15 protein-coding genes are annotated in these 14,713 nt (G+C 45.3%); 4 read left to right on the top strand and 11 right to left on the bottom strand.

Translation table 11 applies throughout. The annotated features are described in order from the left end of the window. Positions 1-4 precede the first annotated feature (4 nt). A complete protein-coding gene (gene qoxA, locus MOC09_RS17315) occupies positions 5-970 on the bottom strand; it encodes a cytochrome aa3 quinol oxidase subunit II (RefSeq protein ID WP_268361848.1) in 966 nt (321 codons plus the stop codon). A 511-nt stretch (positions 971-1,481) separates the two neighbouring features. On the opposite strand from qoxA, the gene MOC09_RS17320 reads away from it, so the two are divergent. Then, positions 1,482-1,727: a GlsB/YeaQ/YmgE family stress response membrane protein gene (locus MOC09_RS17320; protein WP_064816040.1), complete on the top strand. Its 246-nt coding sequence runs from the start codon at positions 1,482-1,484 to the stop codon at positions 1,725-1,727. A gap of 71 nt (positions 1,728-1,798) precedes the next feature. Here MOC09_RS17320 and galT read toward each other — a convergent pair whose 3' ends face one another. The 4 genes from galT to MOC09_RS17340 all read right to left on the bottom strand — a co-directional run bounded on the left by galT (position 1,799) and on the right by MOC09_RS17340 (position 5,673). Beyond that, positions 1,799-3,340: a UDP-glucose--hexose-1-phosphate uridylyltransferase gene (galT, locus tag MOC09_RS17325; RefSeq protein WP_268361831.1), complete on the bottom strand. Its 1,542-nt coding sequence runs from the start codon at positions 3,338-3,340 to the stop codon at positions 1,799-1,801. A 3-nt stretch (positions 3,341-3,343) separates the two neighbouring features. Beyond that, complete coding sequence (locus tag MOC09_RS17330; RefSeq protein ID WP_268361833.1) at positions 3,344-4,516, bottom strand: galactokinase; 1,173 nt, start codon at positions 4,514-4,516, stop codon at positions 3,344-3,346. Positions 4,517-4,600: 84 nt separating this feature from the next. Then, entirely contained in the window at positions 4,601-4,984 is a 384-nt protein-coding gene (locus MOC09_RS17335) for a GtrA family protein (protein WP_268361850.1), read from the bottom strand. A gap of 17 nt (positions 4,985-5,001) precedes the next feature. Beyond that, positions 5,002-5,673: a TetR/AcrR family transcriptional regulator gene (locus MOC09_RS17340; RefSeq protein ID WP_268361835.1), complete on the bottom strand. Its 672-nt coding sequence runs from the start codon at positions 5,671-5,673 to the stop codon at positions 5,002-5,004. A gap of 351 nt (positions 5,674-6,024) precedes the next feature. Between MOC09_RS17340 and slrA the strand changes: the two genes are divergently transcribed. The 3 genes from slrA (at position 6,025) to MOC09_RS17355 (ending at position 8,479) form a co-directional block, all read left to right on the top strand. Next, complete coding sequence (gene slrA, locus MOC09_RS17345) at positions 6,025-6,183, top strand: transcriptional regulator SlrA (RefSeq protein WP_003236045.1); 159 nt, start codon at positions 6,025-6,027, stop codon at positions 6,181-6,183. A gap of 449 nt (positions 6,184-6,632) precedes the next feature. Then, on the top strand, positions 6,633-6,941 hold the full coding sequence (locus tag MOC09_RS17350; RefSeq protein ID WP_268361838.1) for a DUF485 domain-containing protein: 309 nt from the start codon (positions 6,633-6,635) through the stop codon (positions 6,939-6,941). Next, the gene (locus MOC09_RS17355) at positions 6,938-8,479 is read left to right on the top strand and encodes a cation acetate symporter (RefSeq protein ID WP_268371295.1); all 1,542 of its coding nucleotides are present in this window, start codon (positions 6,938-6,940) and stop codon (positions 8,477-8,479) included. The genes MOC09_RS17350 and MOC09_RS17355 overlap by 4 nt, the downstream gene beginning before the upstream one ends. A 29-nt stretch (positions 8,480-8,508) precedes the next feature. Here the strand turns inward: MOC09_RS17355 and MOC09_RS17360 are convergent, their stop codons facing one another. The 6 genes from MOC09_RS17360 to thiM form a co-directional block, all read right to left on the bottom strand. Continuing rightward, positions 8,509-9,111, bottom strand: coding sequence for a DsbA family oxidoreductase (locus MOC09_RS17360; protein WP_268371297.1), 603 nt, complete (start codon positions 9,109-9,111; stop codon positions 8,509-8,511). A 90-nt stretch (positions 9,112-9,201) separates the two neighbouring features. Continuing rightward, positions 9,202-10,455 (bottom strand): iron uptake transporter deferrochelatase/peroxidase subunit, encoded by a 1,254-nt coding sequence (gene efeB, locus MOC09_RS17365; RefSeq protein WP_268371298.1) that lies wholly within the window; start codon positions 10,453-10,455, stop codon positions 9,202-9,204. An 18-nt stretch (positions 10,456-10,473) separates the two neighbouring features. Beyond that, complete coding sequence (gene efeM / locus MOC09_RS17370; RefSeq protein ID WP_268371300.1) at positions 10,474-11,631, bottom strand: iron uptake system lipoprotein EfeM; 1,158 nt, start codon at positions 11,629-11,631, stop codon at positions 10,474-10,476. Next, complete coding sequence (locus tag MOC09_RS17375) at positions 11,628-13,073, bottom strand: FTR1 family protein (RefSeq protein ID WP_268367314.1); 1,446 nt, start codon at positions 13,071-13,073, stop codon at positions 11,628-11,630. The genes efeM and MOC09_RS17375 overlap by 4 nt, the downstream gene beginning before the upstream one ends. A 156-nt stretch (positions 13,074-13,229) precedes the next feature. Then, positions 13,230-13,898, bottom strand: coding sequence for a thiamine phosphate synthase (thiE, locus tag MOC09_RS17380; protein WP_268367312.1), 669 nt, complete (start codon positions 13,896-13,898; stop codon positions 13,230-13,232). Next, on the bottom strand, positions 13,895-14,713 hold the full coding sequence (thiM, locus tag MOC09_RS17385) for a hydroxyethylthiazole kinase (RefSeq protein WP_268371302.1): 819 nt from the start codon (positions 14,711-14,713) through the stop codon (positions 13,895-13,897). Before thiM ends, thiE begins: the two co-directional genes overlap by 4 nt.

Consider the following 14,713-nt stretch of genomic DNA (forward strand, 5'->3'; position numbering starts at 1 on the left):
AATATCATTCTTCTGTATCATCAGACTTCTTAAATTCATTTTCTTTTACGTTTTCAAACGGATCAGTTTTAGAGTGCGGTGAAACGGCTTGATAGCCAAGGCGTTTACGGGCCTCCATCGCGTATTCAGCGTCTTGTCCGTGATCAACGTATTTTAAGTGAGTAGAAGAGAACGTTAATTCGTCCACATTTTCAGGAAGCATTAATTGATCATACTTCTCTTTTGTCAGCTTAGGAGCCTCATTTTGAGTCTTTTTCACCCAGCTGTTAAAGTCTTTTTCTGTTACAGCATTCACATCAAACTCTTGGTCTGCAAAATGTTCACCTGTGAAGTTCGCGTTGCGTCCTTCGTAAGTTCCCACTTTATCAGCCTGTAAGTATTGATCCATCAGCATTCCTGCCATCGCATATTTTTGTCCTCCAAGCTGAGGAATCCATAGCGAAGCCATTGAATCTGCAGATGAGATTTTGAACAAGATTGGGCGGTCGACAGGAATGTTTAAGTAGTTGACCGTTTCAATATCCTGTTCAGGGTAGCTGAATACCCATTTCCAGTCTACCGAAGTAGCATAAACAACTAGAGGCTCTTTGTCCTTTGTTGCTTCAGGAGCTTTTTCTAACGAATATATCGTCTGTACGGTTGGCACAGAAAGTGCAATGACGATTAAAATTGGGATCACTGTCCAGACTACTTCTAAGAACGTGTTACCATGAATTTCTGGGTTATAAGATCCATTATCTTTGCCTTTACGGTCGCGGTATTTTACTAAAATAATGGTAAATAGAACAAAGACGACCCCGACAATAAACAGCATAAATCCGATAGATAACAGGATTAAATCACTTTGCTGTTCAGCTACAGGCCCTTTCGGATCTAGTACTGAAGCATTGCTGCATCCCCCAAGGACGAAAACCACAGTTAACAGCGCTAATACAAGCAACGGTTTTAATGCTCTGAACAAGAAGATCACCATCCTTCCTATTGATGTAATAAATCTGAAGTGCATACTTCCTCAAAATCTTTTCTCTACTTTGTTATGCTATCAAAAAGTTCACTTATTAGCTTTATTTTTTTATAAACTTCATCCCATTTTCGCTTAAATGTCATAAAATCGACAAAAATTGCTCCAACTTTATTCACATCTATCGCTTAAGATGAAAAGTTTCTAGTTATTTCCGCATATAAGTAAAGAAAGATGATGAAGAACTAATTCTGACAAATAAAGGTTTACCACAATAAAAAACTTAGGTCAATCAAAAGTTTCATTTTGTTAAACTTTCTAGAAAGGAATTAATTTTTCCTTGTCTAGCATCTTTTCACACGGCTTCCATTTTAACGCATCAAATATTGAAAGAAAAGGCTCAATAAGGCGTCGATATGCTCCAAACTGTTCCCATTTTTTAAGAGAGCATCCAATTGTTTATCTTATACAAAAAGGAGGAATGATATAAGCAAATAAATATAATAGGATGTGTTGCATGATGAGTTTTATTATTTCACTTATCGTCGCTATTATTATCGGCTGGCTTGGAAGCCTGTTTGTTAAAGGAGATATGCCAGGAGGAATTATTGGGTCTATGATCGCAGGTCTTATTGGCGCCTGGATCGGCCACGGGCTTCTCGGAACATGGGGGCCGCATCTAGCCGGATTTGCCATCATTCCAGCGATAATCGGAGCGGCTATTGTTGTATTCTTAGTAAGCCTGCTAACCAGAAAAAGAGGATAAGAGAGACAGCGCCTGAAGCGTACGCGCTTTGGGCGTTTGTTTTTGCCATCTAAATCGAAAAAGCCTCAACCCTAGTGGTTGAGGCTTTTGACTGGTTTGACGCCTAAATGATCAATGAACCTGCTGAAGGCCTGTTTTCCTTCCGTTGTCTGTTTAAATACACCGGCGTGTTCAAGAATGCGGGCAAATACATGTCCAAGCTCTTCCTTTATGACCAGTTCCGCATTCTCTTTTGTTATGGTTCTTTTTTCCATCAGCCGAAGAGCCCACTCCTTATGTTTTGCTGTGAGCGGATTTTGGTCTAAAGCTGTTTTTGGATCAGCCGAACATAGTGCCGCTGCCGTTTCTTTCATTTCTTCCTGTAAGCGGCCCGGCAATATCGCCAATCCCATGACCTCAATCAGGCCGATATTTTCTTTTTTAATGTGGTGAACTTCCTGATGGGGATGAAATATACCCAATGGATGCTTCTCATCCGTCCGGTTGTTTCTTAGTACGATATCGAGTTCATACAAATCTCCCCTGCGCCGCGCAATCGGCGTGACCGTATTATGGGGCGTATCGCCTGTATAAGCAGCTATGCCGGCTTTTTCATCGGAATACGTTTGCCACGTGCGGAATATATGATCCGCAGCTTCGGCGACTTGATCCGGTTTGTCTCCTCGGAGCCTGAGCACGGACATCGGCCACTTCACTAAGCCCAGCGACACACCGGGATGATCAATTAATTCATATACGTTTTCCGCTTCTGCACGCGCCATCGGAAAATCGTGCGCCCCGCCTTGGAAATGATCGTGGCTTAGGATACTGCCGCCGACGATTGGCAGATCCGCGTTTGAACCGATAAAATAATGCGGATATTGCCCGAGAAATGACAGCAGCCTTTCAAACGTTTTTCTGCTGATCTCCATCGGTTCATGTTCACCTTTTAAGACGATGCAATGCTCTGGATAATAGACATATGGCGAGAACTGCAAATACCATTCCTCGTCTTTCAGAATGACCGGAATAATTCTGTGATTTTGGCGGGCGGGATGATTTACGCTTCCCTCAAATCCGACATTCTCTTTGCACAGCAAACACATCGGGTAATTGGTCTGCGCCTGCTCTTTTGCAGCCGCAATCGCTTTTGGGTCCTTTTCAGGCTTTGACAGATTAATGGTCATTTCCAGCTCGCCATATTGAGTCGGCACCGTCCAATGAACATTTTTGGCAATCCTGTCAGTCCGGATATAGTAGACATCCTCTGAGTATTGATAGAATTCCTTTGTCGCCTGTTTCGGGCCGTATAATGCTTTTGTCTCTTCAAACTTGCGAATGACCTCAGACGGAGCAGGAACGAAACATCCCATCAGCTTTGCACTGAGCAAGTCACGATATGTGTCTGTATCCGCTTCTATTCGGCCGGTTTCTGCCGCCCATTTGTAAATGGGCGCAAGCAAGTCCGGCAGGTTCTGTGCCTGCTTGATCCAAGTGCGGGAGACCGGCTCGGGATGTTTGATGTCCAACGCTTCATAAAGTCGGTTTCTCGTATATTCCCGGTCCCAGATCGAGATCAGTTTTCGTTCTAAGCCATACTCTAGCAGCTGTTCCAGATGTTCAACAATACTCATGTGTCACTCCCCCTTTAGCTCTCTCGCTCCCTCTCCGATATCAGCGACATAAAAATCCGCTTTGAGCCCTGTTTTTTCTTGATACTTGTCTCCAACCTTTTGGATAAAATCATCAACAAACGCATCTTCTACAATGCTGATCGTGCAGCCGCCGAAGCCTGCTCCCGTCATTCTTGATCCAATCACGCCTTCATGGTCCCACGCCGCAAACACAAGCTCATCAAGTTCAGGGCATGTCACTTCATAATCATCCTTCAATGATAGATGGGATTCCTTCATTAACCGCCCGATTTCATCTATATTGTTTTCTTTGAACATACGGGCCGTTTTGACAGCACGGTGATTTTCATAAACAGCGTGCTTTGCCCTGCGTCTGTTCGTTTCATTTTGGATCAGGCTGGAATGCGCATCGAAATCAGAAGGCTTGATGTCGCCCAGCGAGACAATATCGAGTGCTTTTTGCAAATCAAGCAGTGCATCATTGCACTCTTGGCGTCTCGTATTATAGCTTGAGTCTGCCAATGCCCTTTTTTTGTTCGTGTTCGCAATGACCAGCGCGAGGCCTGAGACATCGAGTTTGCTATATTCATAGTCCAGCGTGTCACAGTTCAATAGCATCGCATGATGTTCTTTCCCCATTCCGATTGCAAATTGGTCCATGATTCCGCAATTGACACCGATAAATGTGTTTTCTGCATGCTGCGCCATTTTTACAAGTTCAAGCGCTTTCACTTCAGGATGAAAATAGCTTTGAAGCACGACACCCATCAGCAGCTCAATAGAAGCAGATGACGAGAGTCCCGCCCCGTTCGGAATATTCCCTGAAAACACAATGTCAAAGCCATGGGGAACTGAATAGCCCCTTTGCTGAAATTCATAAATGACGCCTTTCGGATAGTTCGCCCAGTCGTCTTCTTTTTGATAGCGGATGTCATCAAGGCTGCATTCCTTGATCCCCGCGTCTTTAAAGTTGTCTGAATACATCCGGAAAACCCCATCTTTTCTTTCTGCGACAGCAGCATATGTACCCATTGTCAGCGCGCACGGAAACACATGCCCGCCGTTATAATCTGTATGTTCCCCAATCAGATTCACTCTTCCAGGTGCGAAAAAAAACCGTAACCCCTTTTTTTCTCCGAACACACTTGCAAATATCCCCTTTAGCTCTTCCCGCATGTGCAATCACCCTTCATTGTTTTATTTTTTTATTTCCCCTTATTTCTTCAGTGAAAACTGTAGATCATATGCTGCTGTCCCCTGTCATACCCCTTCTTCTTTTGTCTTTTTAAAGACGAGCCATTTGCTTGCGGCATAGTTAACGACAACAATAACCGCGTTGTCGAGTATTTTTGCCAAGGTTTCATTTGTATTGAACTGGCCGACAAGAATGATCATCATGCCTAAATCTATGCCGAGAGACAGGACCCGAACGCTGAAAAAGGCCGTGATCTCTTTCAGCAGGCTTTGCAGGTCATGTGTTTTTTGCTGAAACACATATAATTTATTTGTGATGTATGCAAACAGCACGGACAAAATCCAAGCGGCGACAGTAGCGGCTTTGTAATCCATATTTATGATCTCTACCAATATATAAAAGCTGGCGATGTTCACAATGGTTGTGAAAACCCCCATAATGATATACATAATCATTTCTCTATACTTCACTGATGTTCCTCGCTTTCTGAAAATCTTTTCAACATTCTTGGGCTCACATGCTCTCTATCCAGAGTAAAAAAAACCGAGAGTGCGTCTAAAAAGCTCCGGAATGTGGCGGGCTGGCCCAATACAAATGATTGTTTGATGATTCCGTCGAGCACTGCACATATTATTTTAGCCGTATATTCCTGATCAATACAGGAGTCAATCAGTTTTCTCTCCTTCAGCCATTTAATATATAACGCATTTTCTTCCACCCACAATTCATATAGCTGGACATAGGCCTTGCATTTCTGAAGGACTTGGTATGTCGGCATATTCATGGCAAACGAGGTAATGTCCCACGACGGTTTATTTATGTAATAGGAATAAAGCAGCTCTGCGGCATGTTTTGCAGCCTCGTCCAATGTCAGCGGTTTCACTGAGTTCTGCTCCATTTGATCAAGATGCCCTATGATGATTTCTTTTTTCATCTGACGTTTCTCGAGAAGACGCTGCAGAAAGTCCTCCTTGCTGACAAAATGAACATAAAACGCTCCTTTACTGTACCCGGCCGCTCTGCTGATGTCCTCTATAGAAACCAGGTCATACGCTCGGTCAATCAACAAATTTAAGCCAGCGTCTATAAAACTTTCAAATGTTGCTTCTCTTTTAATTTGAAATTTGTTTTTTTTCATTTTTTTCTCCAGCAATATGATTACTCTTATCTTACAACGGATCAATCTTTAGCGGTATTTATTTCTTCGAAAGCTTATGCTATTCGGTTTTTAAGGGGTCATTTTTAATAGGCTAATTGATTTATTTTCATTTACATACTATCCAGTCAGTATTTAATTGTTTATTATTATAAATAAGGTTCAATGGTTATATTAGTCATTTTTTTAGGGAATAGGTAGGTGGTTTTTCCTTCAGTTTGTGAACACCGAGCAACTATGTGTGAAATTTGTTGTACTCGCCTCATCATCGCGCCGGCTTGCTTTATTTGCCCGCATGTTGCAGGAAAACATTTTATACAATTGGAGGTTACTATGAAAACTCATGTTAAAAAAGATTTGGACAAAGATTGGCATATGTTAATACAAGAAGCTAGATCTATTGGATTAGGCATTCGTGATGTGAGGCAGTTTTTAGAATCTGAGACAGCATTGAGAAAGAATAATCACAAAAAAACCGTCCGCCAAGACTAATCCAAACAGGCGGATCTATTACCTCTGGCTTTTCTATCATCTGATCTGAGTTTTCACCATATCCTCTATTCGAAAGCAATTGCTGCGCCGAGCTTGAGGACAAACGGTGTGTCAGCTACATACGACAGACAGCCGGTGATGCGATCACCTCTTGGCACATGCATTGTCATAAAGAGGTGATGCGAACATAGTAACCGGGCTTTGGTAAACAGCGGCTTTGGTAAACAGCAGCTTTGCGTAGTACAAGCTGCATTCGGTGAGGTTTTGAAAGCACACTCGTATAACGCGGCGAGCTGGAAAACCTTCGCCTGTCTTTATACCGCGTGCTCCTACACCATTTCCTTCTTTTTTCATTCTCCAGATGTTCTTCAACGCATAAATCAGACTTTCAGTACATACCTATTGGTGTACCTTTTTGCTTATATTCAGCGAATAAAAGGAGGATAGCCATGTACAAAGCTGATTACAAACAGATTGCTGCAACTCCGGCTTTTCAAGCTTTTTTAAAGCAGAAACGCGCTTTTATTGTTCCTTCTGCGATTTTCTTTTTTGTCTTTTATTTTTCGCTTCCTGTTTTGACGTCTTATTTCACCTTTTTGAATGCGCCGGCCATTGGTGCTATTTCATGGGCTTGGCTGTTTGCCATCGCCCAATTCGCCATGACCTGGATACTGAGTACGGTGTATTCCCGAAAGGCAGCACATTTCGATCTATATGTAAGCGGTTTAAAGGCGGACATAAAGGGTGAACAGACATGAATATGACGGCTTTTCTCTTGTTTTTAGCGATCGTCGGCCTGACGCTGATCATCACGTATTTTGCCGCAAGAAAGACGAAAACAACGAGTGAGTTTTATACGGCAGGCGGCGGGCTCACCGGTGTACAGAATGGACTGGCAATTGCCGGCGACTACATGTCTGCCGCCTCGTTTCTGGGGATTGCCGGAATGATTGCCTTATATGGATTTGATGGTTTTTTTTACAGCATCGGTTTTCTGGTGGCTTATCTCGTTGTCTTGTATATCGTGGCAGAACCGCTTCGGAATCTTGGAAAGTATACGATGGCGGACATGATTGCGGCTCGTTTTAAAGAAAAGAAAATCCGCGGTGTCGCGGCTCTCAATACCATTGCCATCTCTACTTTTTATATGATCGCCCAGCTCGTGGGGGCGGGCGCGCTGATTAAACTGCTGCTTGGGCTGGATTATACCGCGGCCGTCCTCATCGTCGGAGTGCTGATGACCATTTATGTCGTGTTTGGCGGCATGATCGCGACAAGCTGGGTTCAAATTATTAAAGCCGTGTTGCTGATGGCCGGCACACTCGTGATTTCAATCATCGTGTTTTCGAGATTCGGCTTTAACCTCAATACTATGTTTGAGCAGATGAAAACGGCAACTCCGCTTGGCGCTGATTTCTTAAATCCCGGAAATAAATATAAGGTGCCTCTTGAGACACTATCGTTAAACTTGGCACTGATGCTGGGAACCGCCGGGCTTCCGCATATTTTGATCCGGTTTTATACCGTTAAGGATGCCAAGACGGCCAGAGCATCTGTTGTTTCAGCGACATGGATTATCGGTGTATTTTACATTATGACGGTATTTCTCGGATTTGGCGCGGCTGCGTTTGTCGGTTTTGATGCGATTACGGCCGCTGATCCAGCGGGAAATATGGCGGCTCCGCTTTTGGCTAAAGCGCTCGGTGGAGATTTTCTGTTCGCGTTTGTGTCAGCCATCGCTTTTGCAACCATTTTAGCGGTCGTGACAGGATTGGTGCTGTCTGCCGCCTCTGCATTCGCCCATGATATTTACAGTCAGATCATCAGAAAGGGAGAAGCAACTGAAAAAGAACAGATGAAAGCGGCCAGGTGGGCTTCTGTCGCCGTGTCAGTGCTCTCGATTCTCCTTGCGATTTTTGCGCAGTCTTTAAATGTGGCGTTCCTTGTTGCACTTGCGTTTGCGGTAGCGGCCAGCGCAAACCTTCCGCTGATTGTATTTACAGTCTTCTGGAAGAGATTCAATGCCTCAGGCGCTTTATGGGGCAGCCTGACAGGCCTGATCAGCGCGCTTGTGCTGGTGTCGATGAGCCCTAGTGTGTGGGACCCGGCCGGAGGTGCTATTTTCACCGGTGATCCGCTTATTCCGCTTTCTAATCCAGGCATTATTTCCATTCCGCTCGGCTTCCTGGGCGCATGGCTCGGAACAGTGCTGTCGTCTCATAAAACAGTTGATGAAGATACTTTTGCCGAAATACAGGTAAAGGCGCACACTGGCATTCATATGGAACAGGAGTAAAAAAGCTCTCTATTATTGAGAGCTTTTTCTTACTTTTTCTGCTGTTCGTCAGAAATTGCTTTTTCAAATACGTCCTTGCCGGCAGCGCCGGGAATAACGGTGTCTCCAATGATAAAGGCTGGAACCGCCGTGATGTCAGCCTCTTCATAGGCGTGCTTTAAGGCCTGACGCTGCACGTCCTGATATGTTCTTGATTCCAGTGCGGATTTAAATGAGGATCCATCTAGGCCCACTTCCTCGGCAAGCTTTGTCAGGATGTCAATGTCCCCAATATTTTTGCCCTCTTGGAAAAATGCCTGAAAGACACGGGTGTTGTATTCATATCCTTTATCAAATTCCTTTGCAAAGTGAAAGCCTTCAAATGCCAAATCTGTATATGGATGTGGCGAGATGTTTGGAAAATTGATTTCGACTCCCAATTTGTCCGCCATTGGCTGAATCGATGTCTGCCACATGTACTGTTTAGAAGGATCATTGACCGGGTCAAGCTGAGGTGATGGGCTTGGGCGCAGTTCAAACGGCATCCACTCAACTTCAACATCCTTTCCTTTCATCGCTTCTTCAAAAGCAGCTTTTCCAATGAAACAAAATGGGCAGACGTAATCTGAATAAACTTTGATGTGTACTGTCATGATAATCTCCTTTCGTATAGGTTGATTTTAAACTGTAACCATTAAAGTTACAACTATTTTTTTAAAAGAGAAGCCGATATAAAGGCTTCTTTATGATTCCAGCAAACGCTGGGCAATATATTCTCCTTTTTTACAGCCGCCTGGGCATGCATATAAAGCAGAACCGACTGTTTGCGTGTATTCGTTTAACGCATCCTTTGCCGAAAGGGCCTTCAGCATGGGGATGAACTGATTGTCGGGATTTTTTTGAAAGCTGATAAAGAGGAGGCCCGCATCCATATAGCCAGTTTTAGGATCAAGTCCTTCCGTGTAAGAGAAGGCTCTCCGCAAAATTTGTTTTCCCGTAGATTTCGCAAGGCTGACGTGTGAATTTGGCGGGATTTGATTCAGCTTCACAGGGTCTGTTTCCTTTTTCTGACCGAAAGGCGCTCCCGAGCTTTTTCTCCGGCCAAAGGTATCCTCCTGATCCTTGAGGGAAGAGCGATCCCAAATCTCAAGGAACATTTTGATCTTCCGAAAGGCCATATAGGTGCCGCCCGCCATCCAATCAGGCTCTCCCGATTGAATCCACACGATGGAGTTCATCAAGTTGTCATCCTTCGTGCTCTGGTTGCCTGTTCCATCTTTAAATCCAAAGAGATTGCGCGGCGTTTCACCATTTTTTCCTCCGCTTAAAAAGCCTTTGTTCACAAAGCGGACCTCACAGGTGCCAACTGCTTGATTGAGCAGATTCCGCAACGCGTGAAACGCCACTTGCTCATCGTCTGCGCATACTTGAATGCAGATGTCTCCGCCTCCCTGCTTTTCATCCAGGTTGTCATTCGGCATCGCAGGAAGAGCGGCAAGGTGCTTCGGTTTTTTGCTTTTCAGCCCGAAGCGGTCCTTTCCGTCTTTTTCAAAAAAGCCAGGTCCGAATCCGAATGTGACCGTTAAGTTGGAAGGGGATAAATCAGCGGATTCACCTGTATCCTGCGGCGGCAGATATTGATTTTTCTGCTCAGCCGACATTTTCTTGCCAGACGTCAGCATCTGTGTCAGACTTGTCCAGTTTCTGAATAATGTAATGATGTCAGCCTTCTCTTTTGCAGTTACATCAAGCGCGGCAAAATAAACATACGTCTGATGGGCAGTTGTGATTCCGGCCTGATGCTTTCCATAAAACGGAACGACCTGATCATCTTCTTTTTCGTCCTTTTTCGATGACTTAGCCGCGGTCTGAACAAGCGGAGCTAGACCGCCGAGTCCGCTGGCACCGATCGCAACGGCCGCGCCTGCCATCGCTCCCCATTTTAAAATGTCCCGTCTGTGAATTTGTTGTTCTGGCTTTTTTTGTTCATCGCTCATGCTGTTACAAAACTCCTTTTATAGCACATTCGCAATCTTCGACATGGTTTCAGAAAGAGTCGTCAGCTTTGTGCTCAGCTCTCTGATTTGCTCTTCACTTAATTTATCATAAGACGTATAGGACTGATCATTTGTTTTGTATGTTGCCATTAAAACTTCAAAATCGCTGAACTCCGTATCCAGCTTTTCCGTCAGGTCAGAGTGATCTTTTACAAGTGCGCTTTTCACTGTTTGATAAACAGCTTCTGAGCCTTCCACATTCGCCATAAGGTCTACTAAATCGATTCGTGAGTAGCGCTCCTCTTCTCCCGTGATTTTCGAAATGCCGGCTTCGTTTAAAAGCTCCATTGCGCCTGCTACAATTTGTGCAGGTGTTAATGCCAGGGATTGAATTGAACCGTCAAGCTCTTTAACATCCTTGAGAAGCTGGTCAGCTGTTGCCTTTTCCCCGGAAATATTTCGGTTCTTCCAGATGGCTTTCTCAAGCTTATGGAAGCCTGTCCATTTGTCCCCTTCTTCTACATCGTTTTCACGGGCGTCAATTTTCGGATCAAGATCTCCGAGGCTTTCAGCGATCGGTTCGATTCGCTCGTAATAAACACGCGCTTTCGCATATAACGTTTTGGACTTTTCGATATTGCCGGATTTCACAGCGCTTGTAAATGCTTCAGTCGCTTTTACAAGCTGATCGCTCTGCTCTTTGACATAGCTTTTATATTCATCGGCTGCTTTTTCCAGCTGATCGCTTGCCTTTTTGCTGCTCTTCTTCGCTTCCGTCAGGTCTTCTAAGGACACTTTTAGTGACTCAGATTCTGTCTTGATTTTATCTGTATCCGGTTTGTCTTTCTGCGCTTCTGTGTAGATGGGCTGAAGATGCTTTTCGATTTCTGTATATTCGAACGGATAGTCGCCGCGGATATCGTTTTCAAAGGAAAGCCAGTAGCTGTTTAACTCTTTTCCCTTCTTTTCAATCTCTTTTTGGTCTCCTTTTTCTGCTGAATCATTCAGCTTGGAAATGATGGTTTCCATCTTATCTACGGATGCGGCGATCTCTTTGTTGACCCCGCTTTTTTCAGATGAAGCTTTGTCTTTGGTTGAGGATGTGTCGTTGGCTCCGCATCCTGCGCACAGTGCAAGGATGCATCCGGCTGATACAGCGATTTTTATAAAATTCATTTTGTCAGTTCCTTTCCGTTTGTAAAATGTTTTGCCGCTTCTGAGATAAGCGCAATCAGTAAAAAGAACAGGATCAGCAATTGCGGAATCGTGCTGTACACGGACGGATAAATTCCAAGCATCGATACGGACGGCAGCCAGCTCTCTGCATCAGACGGGAGAATGCCCGCCAGCTGAAGGCTGTGAACGCCGGTTCCGAGAAATTTCACGCACATATACAGGACAACCGCCATGGATAAAAGAAAGAACGGCTTCAGTGGAATCCGCATTCCGAGCTTAATCATCAGAATACCGGCGATGACGAGAACGATAAGCCCCGCGGCAGTTCCGCCGACCAGTTCAGTGAGCGGAAGCTTCCCGACAAGCCCGATGAAAAAGATGACCGTTTCAAGCCCTTCTCTTACAACCGCCAGAAATGCAATGAGTGCGAAGGATAGCAGGCTTCGTTTTTTCAGCGCCTGTGATTTCTGGATGTTGATTTTTTCTCTCCATTTATCCATTGAGGCATTTCTGTGCAGCCACACCCCGACATACAAAAGCATGACTGCGGACAGTACACCGGTGATCCCGCCAAGCAAGAAATTGTTTTCCCCGAATATGTTGGAGGAGAACAGAAGCGTGACACCGATGCCGGCTGCCAAGGAAACAACCATGCCGGCGGACGCCCCGCCCCAGATCCATGCCGTGGAACGTGTGACACGCGCTTTTTTTGTCATGGTTAAAAGCGCCCCGATGACAAGCAGGGCTTCCATCCCTTCACGAATCGGGATCAGCGCCGCATCCCACCAGCTGTAGCTGCTCGATGCGATCGGCTCGAGCAACTGAATCATTTCGTCAATTTGCTTTGATACCTTTTCGGGATGACTGTCGATCTCAGCCTTCATCAGCGCCAGGTTTTCCTCTGATGTCGTATAGGCTTCTTTCGATTGGGATACGACGTCCCCCTCTACAGCCAGCCAGGATGTAATCAAATTGTCGATTGCTGACGATGCTTGACCCAATTGGTTTTTTTCTATTAGCTGTTTTGTATCTTTTAAGCCTTGTATATAGGCTGTTAAGGACGCCCTTGATTGACCCGAGGATGTCTTTTTCAGTACGACAGCCTGCTGATAGGTTTCTAAATGAGAGGAAAGCTCTTCAAGTTGCGTTTTGAGTTTTTCTGCGTCTTGATTGACGAAAGAAAGAGAAATCATTGCGATATTCGAGTCCATCTTGCTGTGAGAAGAAAGGTTTTCCTTTTTGATAGTAGGTTCTTCTTTTTTCCACTTCGCCTTGAATGTTTCAAATGTTTGTTGTGCCGAGTCTACATCTCCGTCTTTTACGGATGCGATCATTTGCTTGTTTAATTGAATCAGTGCAGCGATCGGATCGTCCTTCGCATGCGCCGCAAAACCGAAAACCATCGACAAGCTGAATAAAATAAGTGCCAGCACCCGAGCCATCATGTTCCTCCTATAACTGAAAATGATTATCATTATATATCATAATCATAGCCAGTTCCTGTTCTTTGTCAATTAAAATTTGAAGGTCTGAAAACCTTGATCCCACAGCAAAAAGGCTGTCCTTTACAGGACAGCCTTTTGAGGGAAGACGTACGTTTATCTTCCCTTTTTATACGTTTGAATGTCTTCATGAAACTTGCGTGCTGCGCCTTCTGGATCCTCCGCCTGACTGATGGCGCTGATCATACTGACACCGTCCGCTCCCGCTTGGATAACAGGTGCGGCATTTTCGATTGTAATGCCGCCGATGCCTACAATTGGAATACCGATGCCTTGGCGGCGAACCGCTTCGATAAGAGATACTCCCTGTACAGCTCTCGTATCCTTTTTCGTTTCCGTCGGGTAGATTGGCCCGAGCCCGACATAATCCGCGCCATCTACTTCAGCTTGCTTCACCTCAGACATTGTATGGGCAGAAACACCAAGAATCATATCGCCTATAGCGTCTCTTACTTCTTTGGCGTTGGCGTCTTCCTGACCGATGTGGACACCGTCAGCCTTCAGCGCCAGGGCCAGCTCCACATCATCATTGACAATGAAAGGAACACCCGCTTCACGACAGACTTCCTGCACGTTTTTAGCGAATTCAATCCTCTTATCTCCTGCCAGCGCATCCCCGCCCTTTTCACGAAATTGAAACAACGTGGCGCCGCCTTTTAACGCTTGTTGTACAACTGTGACGGGATCGGCTTTTGTATTGTTTGATCCCATAATAAAGTAAACAGATAATAGATCTTTCATCATTTCCCGAGAAATACGTGTCATGAAACAGTCACCCTTTCGATTGTCGCCAGCTCTTGGACGTCTTGTTCAGTAACAGAGGAAAGCTTGTTCAGCAATTCAATCTGAAAGCTTCCCGGACCTTTGTCAGCCGTCTGCTGTGCGGCAAGCTGAGCTGCAACGCCATATGAAGAAATGGCAGCGATAGCAGCAAACAATGGATTTTCTTCTACGGCGCAAAACGCACCGACAACAGATGTCAGCAGGCATCCGGCGCCTGTTACTTTCGTCAGCAGCTTGTGGCCATTATGAAGGGTAAATACGTCTGACGGGTCAGCTATGACATCGACTTCGCCAGTGATGGCAATGACCGTGCTTAGCTTTTGTGCCGCCTGCTGGGCCAGCTGAATCATGTCGCCTCCGCCTTCTCCTGCATCAACACCTTTGATCAGCCAATCGGTAACGCCGACGGTATGGGCAATTTCTGCCGCGTTCCCTCTGATCGCAGAGAGGCGCACCTCACGGATGATGTCGCGTGCCGATTCCGTGCGGAACGGTGTTGCTCCTGCACCGACAGGGTCTAGAATGACAGGGACGCCATGTTCATTAGCTGATTTACCCGCGATGATCATTGCTTCAACTAATTCCTTGCTCAGCGTCCCGATATTTAATACGAGCGCACCCGCAATCTTCGCCATGTCGGCGACCTCTTCTTTCGCGTACGCCATAACGGGTGATGCGCCGAGGGCGAGCAGGCCATTTGCTGTAAAATTCGTTACGACATTATTGGTTATGCTGTGCACCAGAGGGCTATGCCGGCGGACAGCAGTAAGACATTTTGCTGCTGATTGTGCATCCAT

Source organism: Bacillus sp. N12A5, from assembly GCF_026790125.1.
Lineage (GTDB): Bacteria > Bacillota > Bacilli > Bacillales > Bacillaceae > Bacillus.

Excerpts from the sequence above, each read along its gene's own strand:
- MOC09_RS17320 (WP_064816040.1), top strand. The coding sequence starts at position 1,482 with ATGAGTTTTATTATTTCACTTATCGTCGCTATTATTATCGGCTGGCTT.
- galT (WP_268361831.1), bottom strand. The coding sequence starts at position 3,340 with ATGAGTATTGTTGAACATCTGGAACAGCTGCTAGAGTATGGCTTAGAA.
- MOC09_RS17330 (WP_268361833.1), bottom strand. The coding sequence starts at position 4,516 with ATGCGGGAAGAGCTAAAGGGGATATTTGCAAGTGTGTTCGGAGAAAAA.
- MOC09_RS17335 (WP_268361850.1), bottom strand. The coding sequence starts at position 4,984 with ATGTATATCATTATGGGGGTTTTCACAACCATTGTGAACATCGCCAGC.
- MOC09_RS17340 (WP_268361835.1), bottom strand. The coding sequence starts at position 5,673 with ATGAAAAAAAACAAATTTCAAATTAAAAGAGAAGCAACATTTGAAAGT.
- slrA (WP_003236045.1), top strand. The coding sequence starts at position 6,025 with ATGAAAACTCATGTTAAAAAAGATTTGGACAAAGATTGGCATATGTTA.
- MOC09_RS17350 (WP_268361838.1), top strand. The coding sequence starts at position 6,633 with ATGTACAAAGCTGATTACAAACAGATTGCTGCAACTCCGGCTTTTCAA.
- MOC09_RS17355 (WP_268371295.1), top strand. The coding sequence starts at position 6,938 with ATGAATATGACGGCTTTTCTCTTGTTTTTAGCGATCGTCGGCCTGACG.
- MOC09_RS17360 (WP_268371297.1), bottom strand. The coding sequence starts at position 9,111 with ATGACAGTACACATCAAAGTTTATTCAGATTACGTCTGCCCATTTTGT.
- efeB (WP_268371298.1), bottom strand. The coding sequence starts at position 10,455 with ATGAGCGATGAACAAAAAAAGCCAGAACAACAAATTCACAGACGGGAC.
- efeM (WP_268371300.1), bottom strand. The coding sequence starts at position 11,631 with ATGAATTTTATAAAAATCGCTGTATCAGCCGGATGCATCCTTGCACTG.
- MOC09_RS17375 (WP_268367314.1), bottom strand. The coding sequence starts at position 13,073 with ATGGCTCGGGTGCTGGCACTTATTTTATTCAGCTTGTCGATGGTTTTC.
- thiE (WP_268367312.1), bottom strand. The coding sequence starts at position 13,898 with ATGACACGTATTTCTCGGGAAATGATGAAAGATCTATTATCTGTTTAC.
- thiM (WP_268371302.1), bottom strand. The coding sequence starts at position 14,713 with ATGGATGCACAATCAGCAGCAAAATGTCTTACTGCTGTCCGCCGGCAT.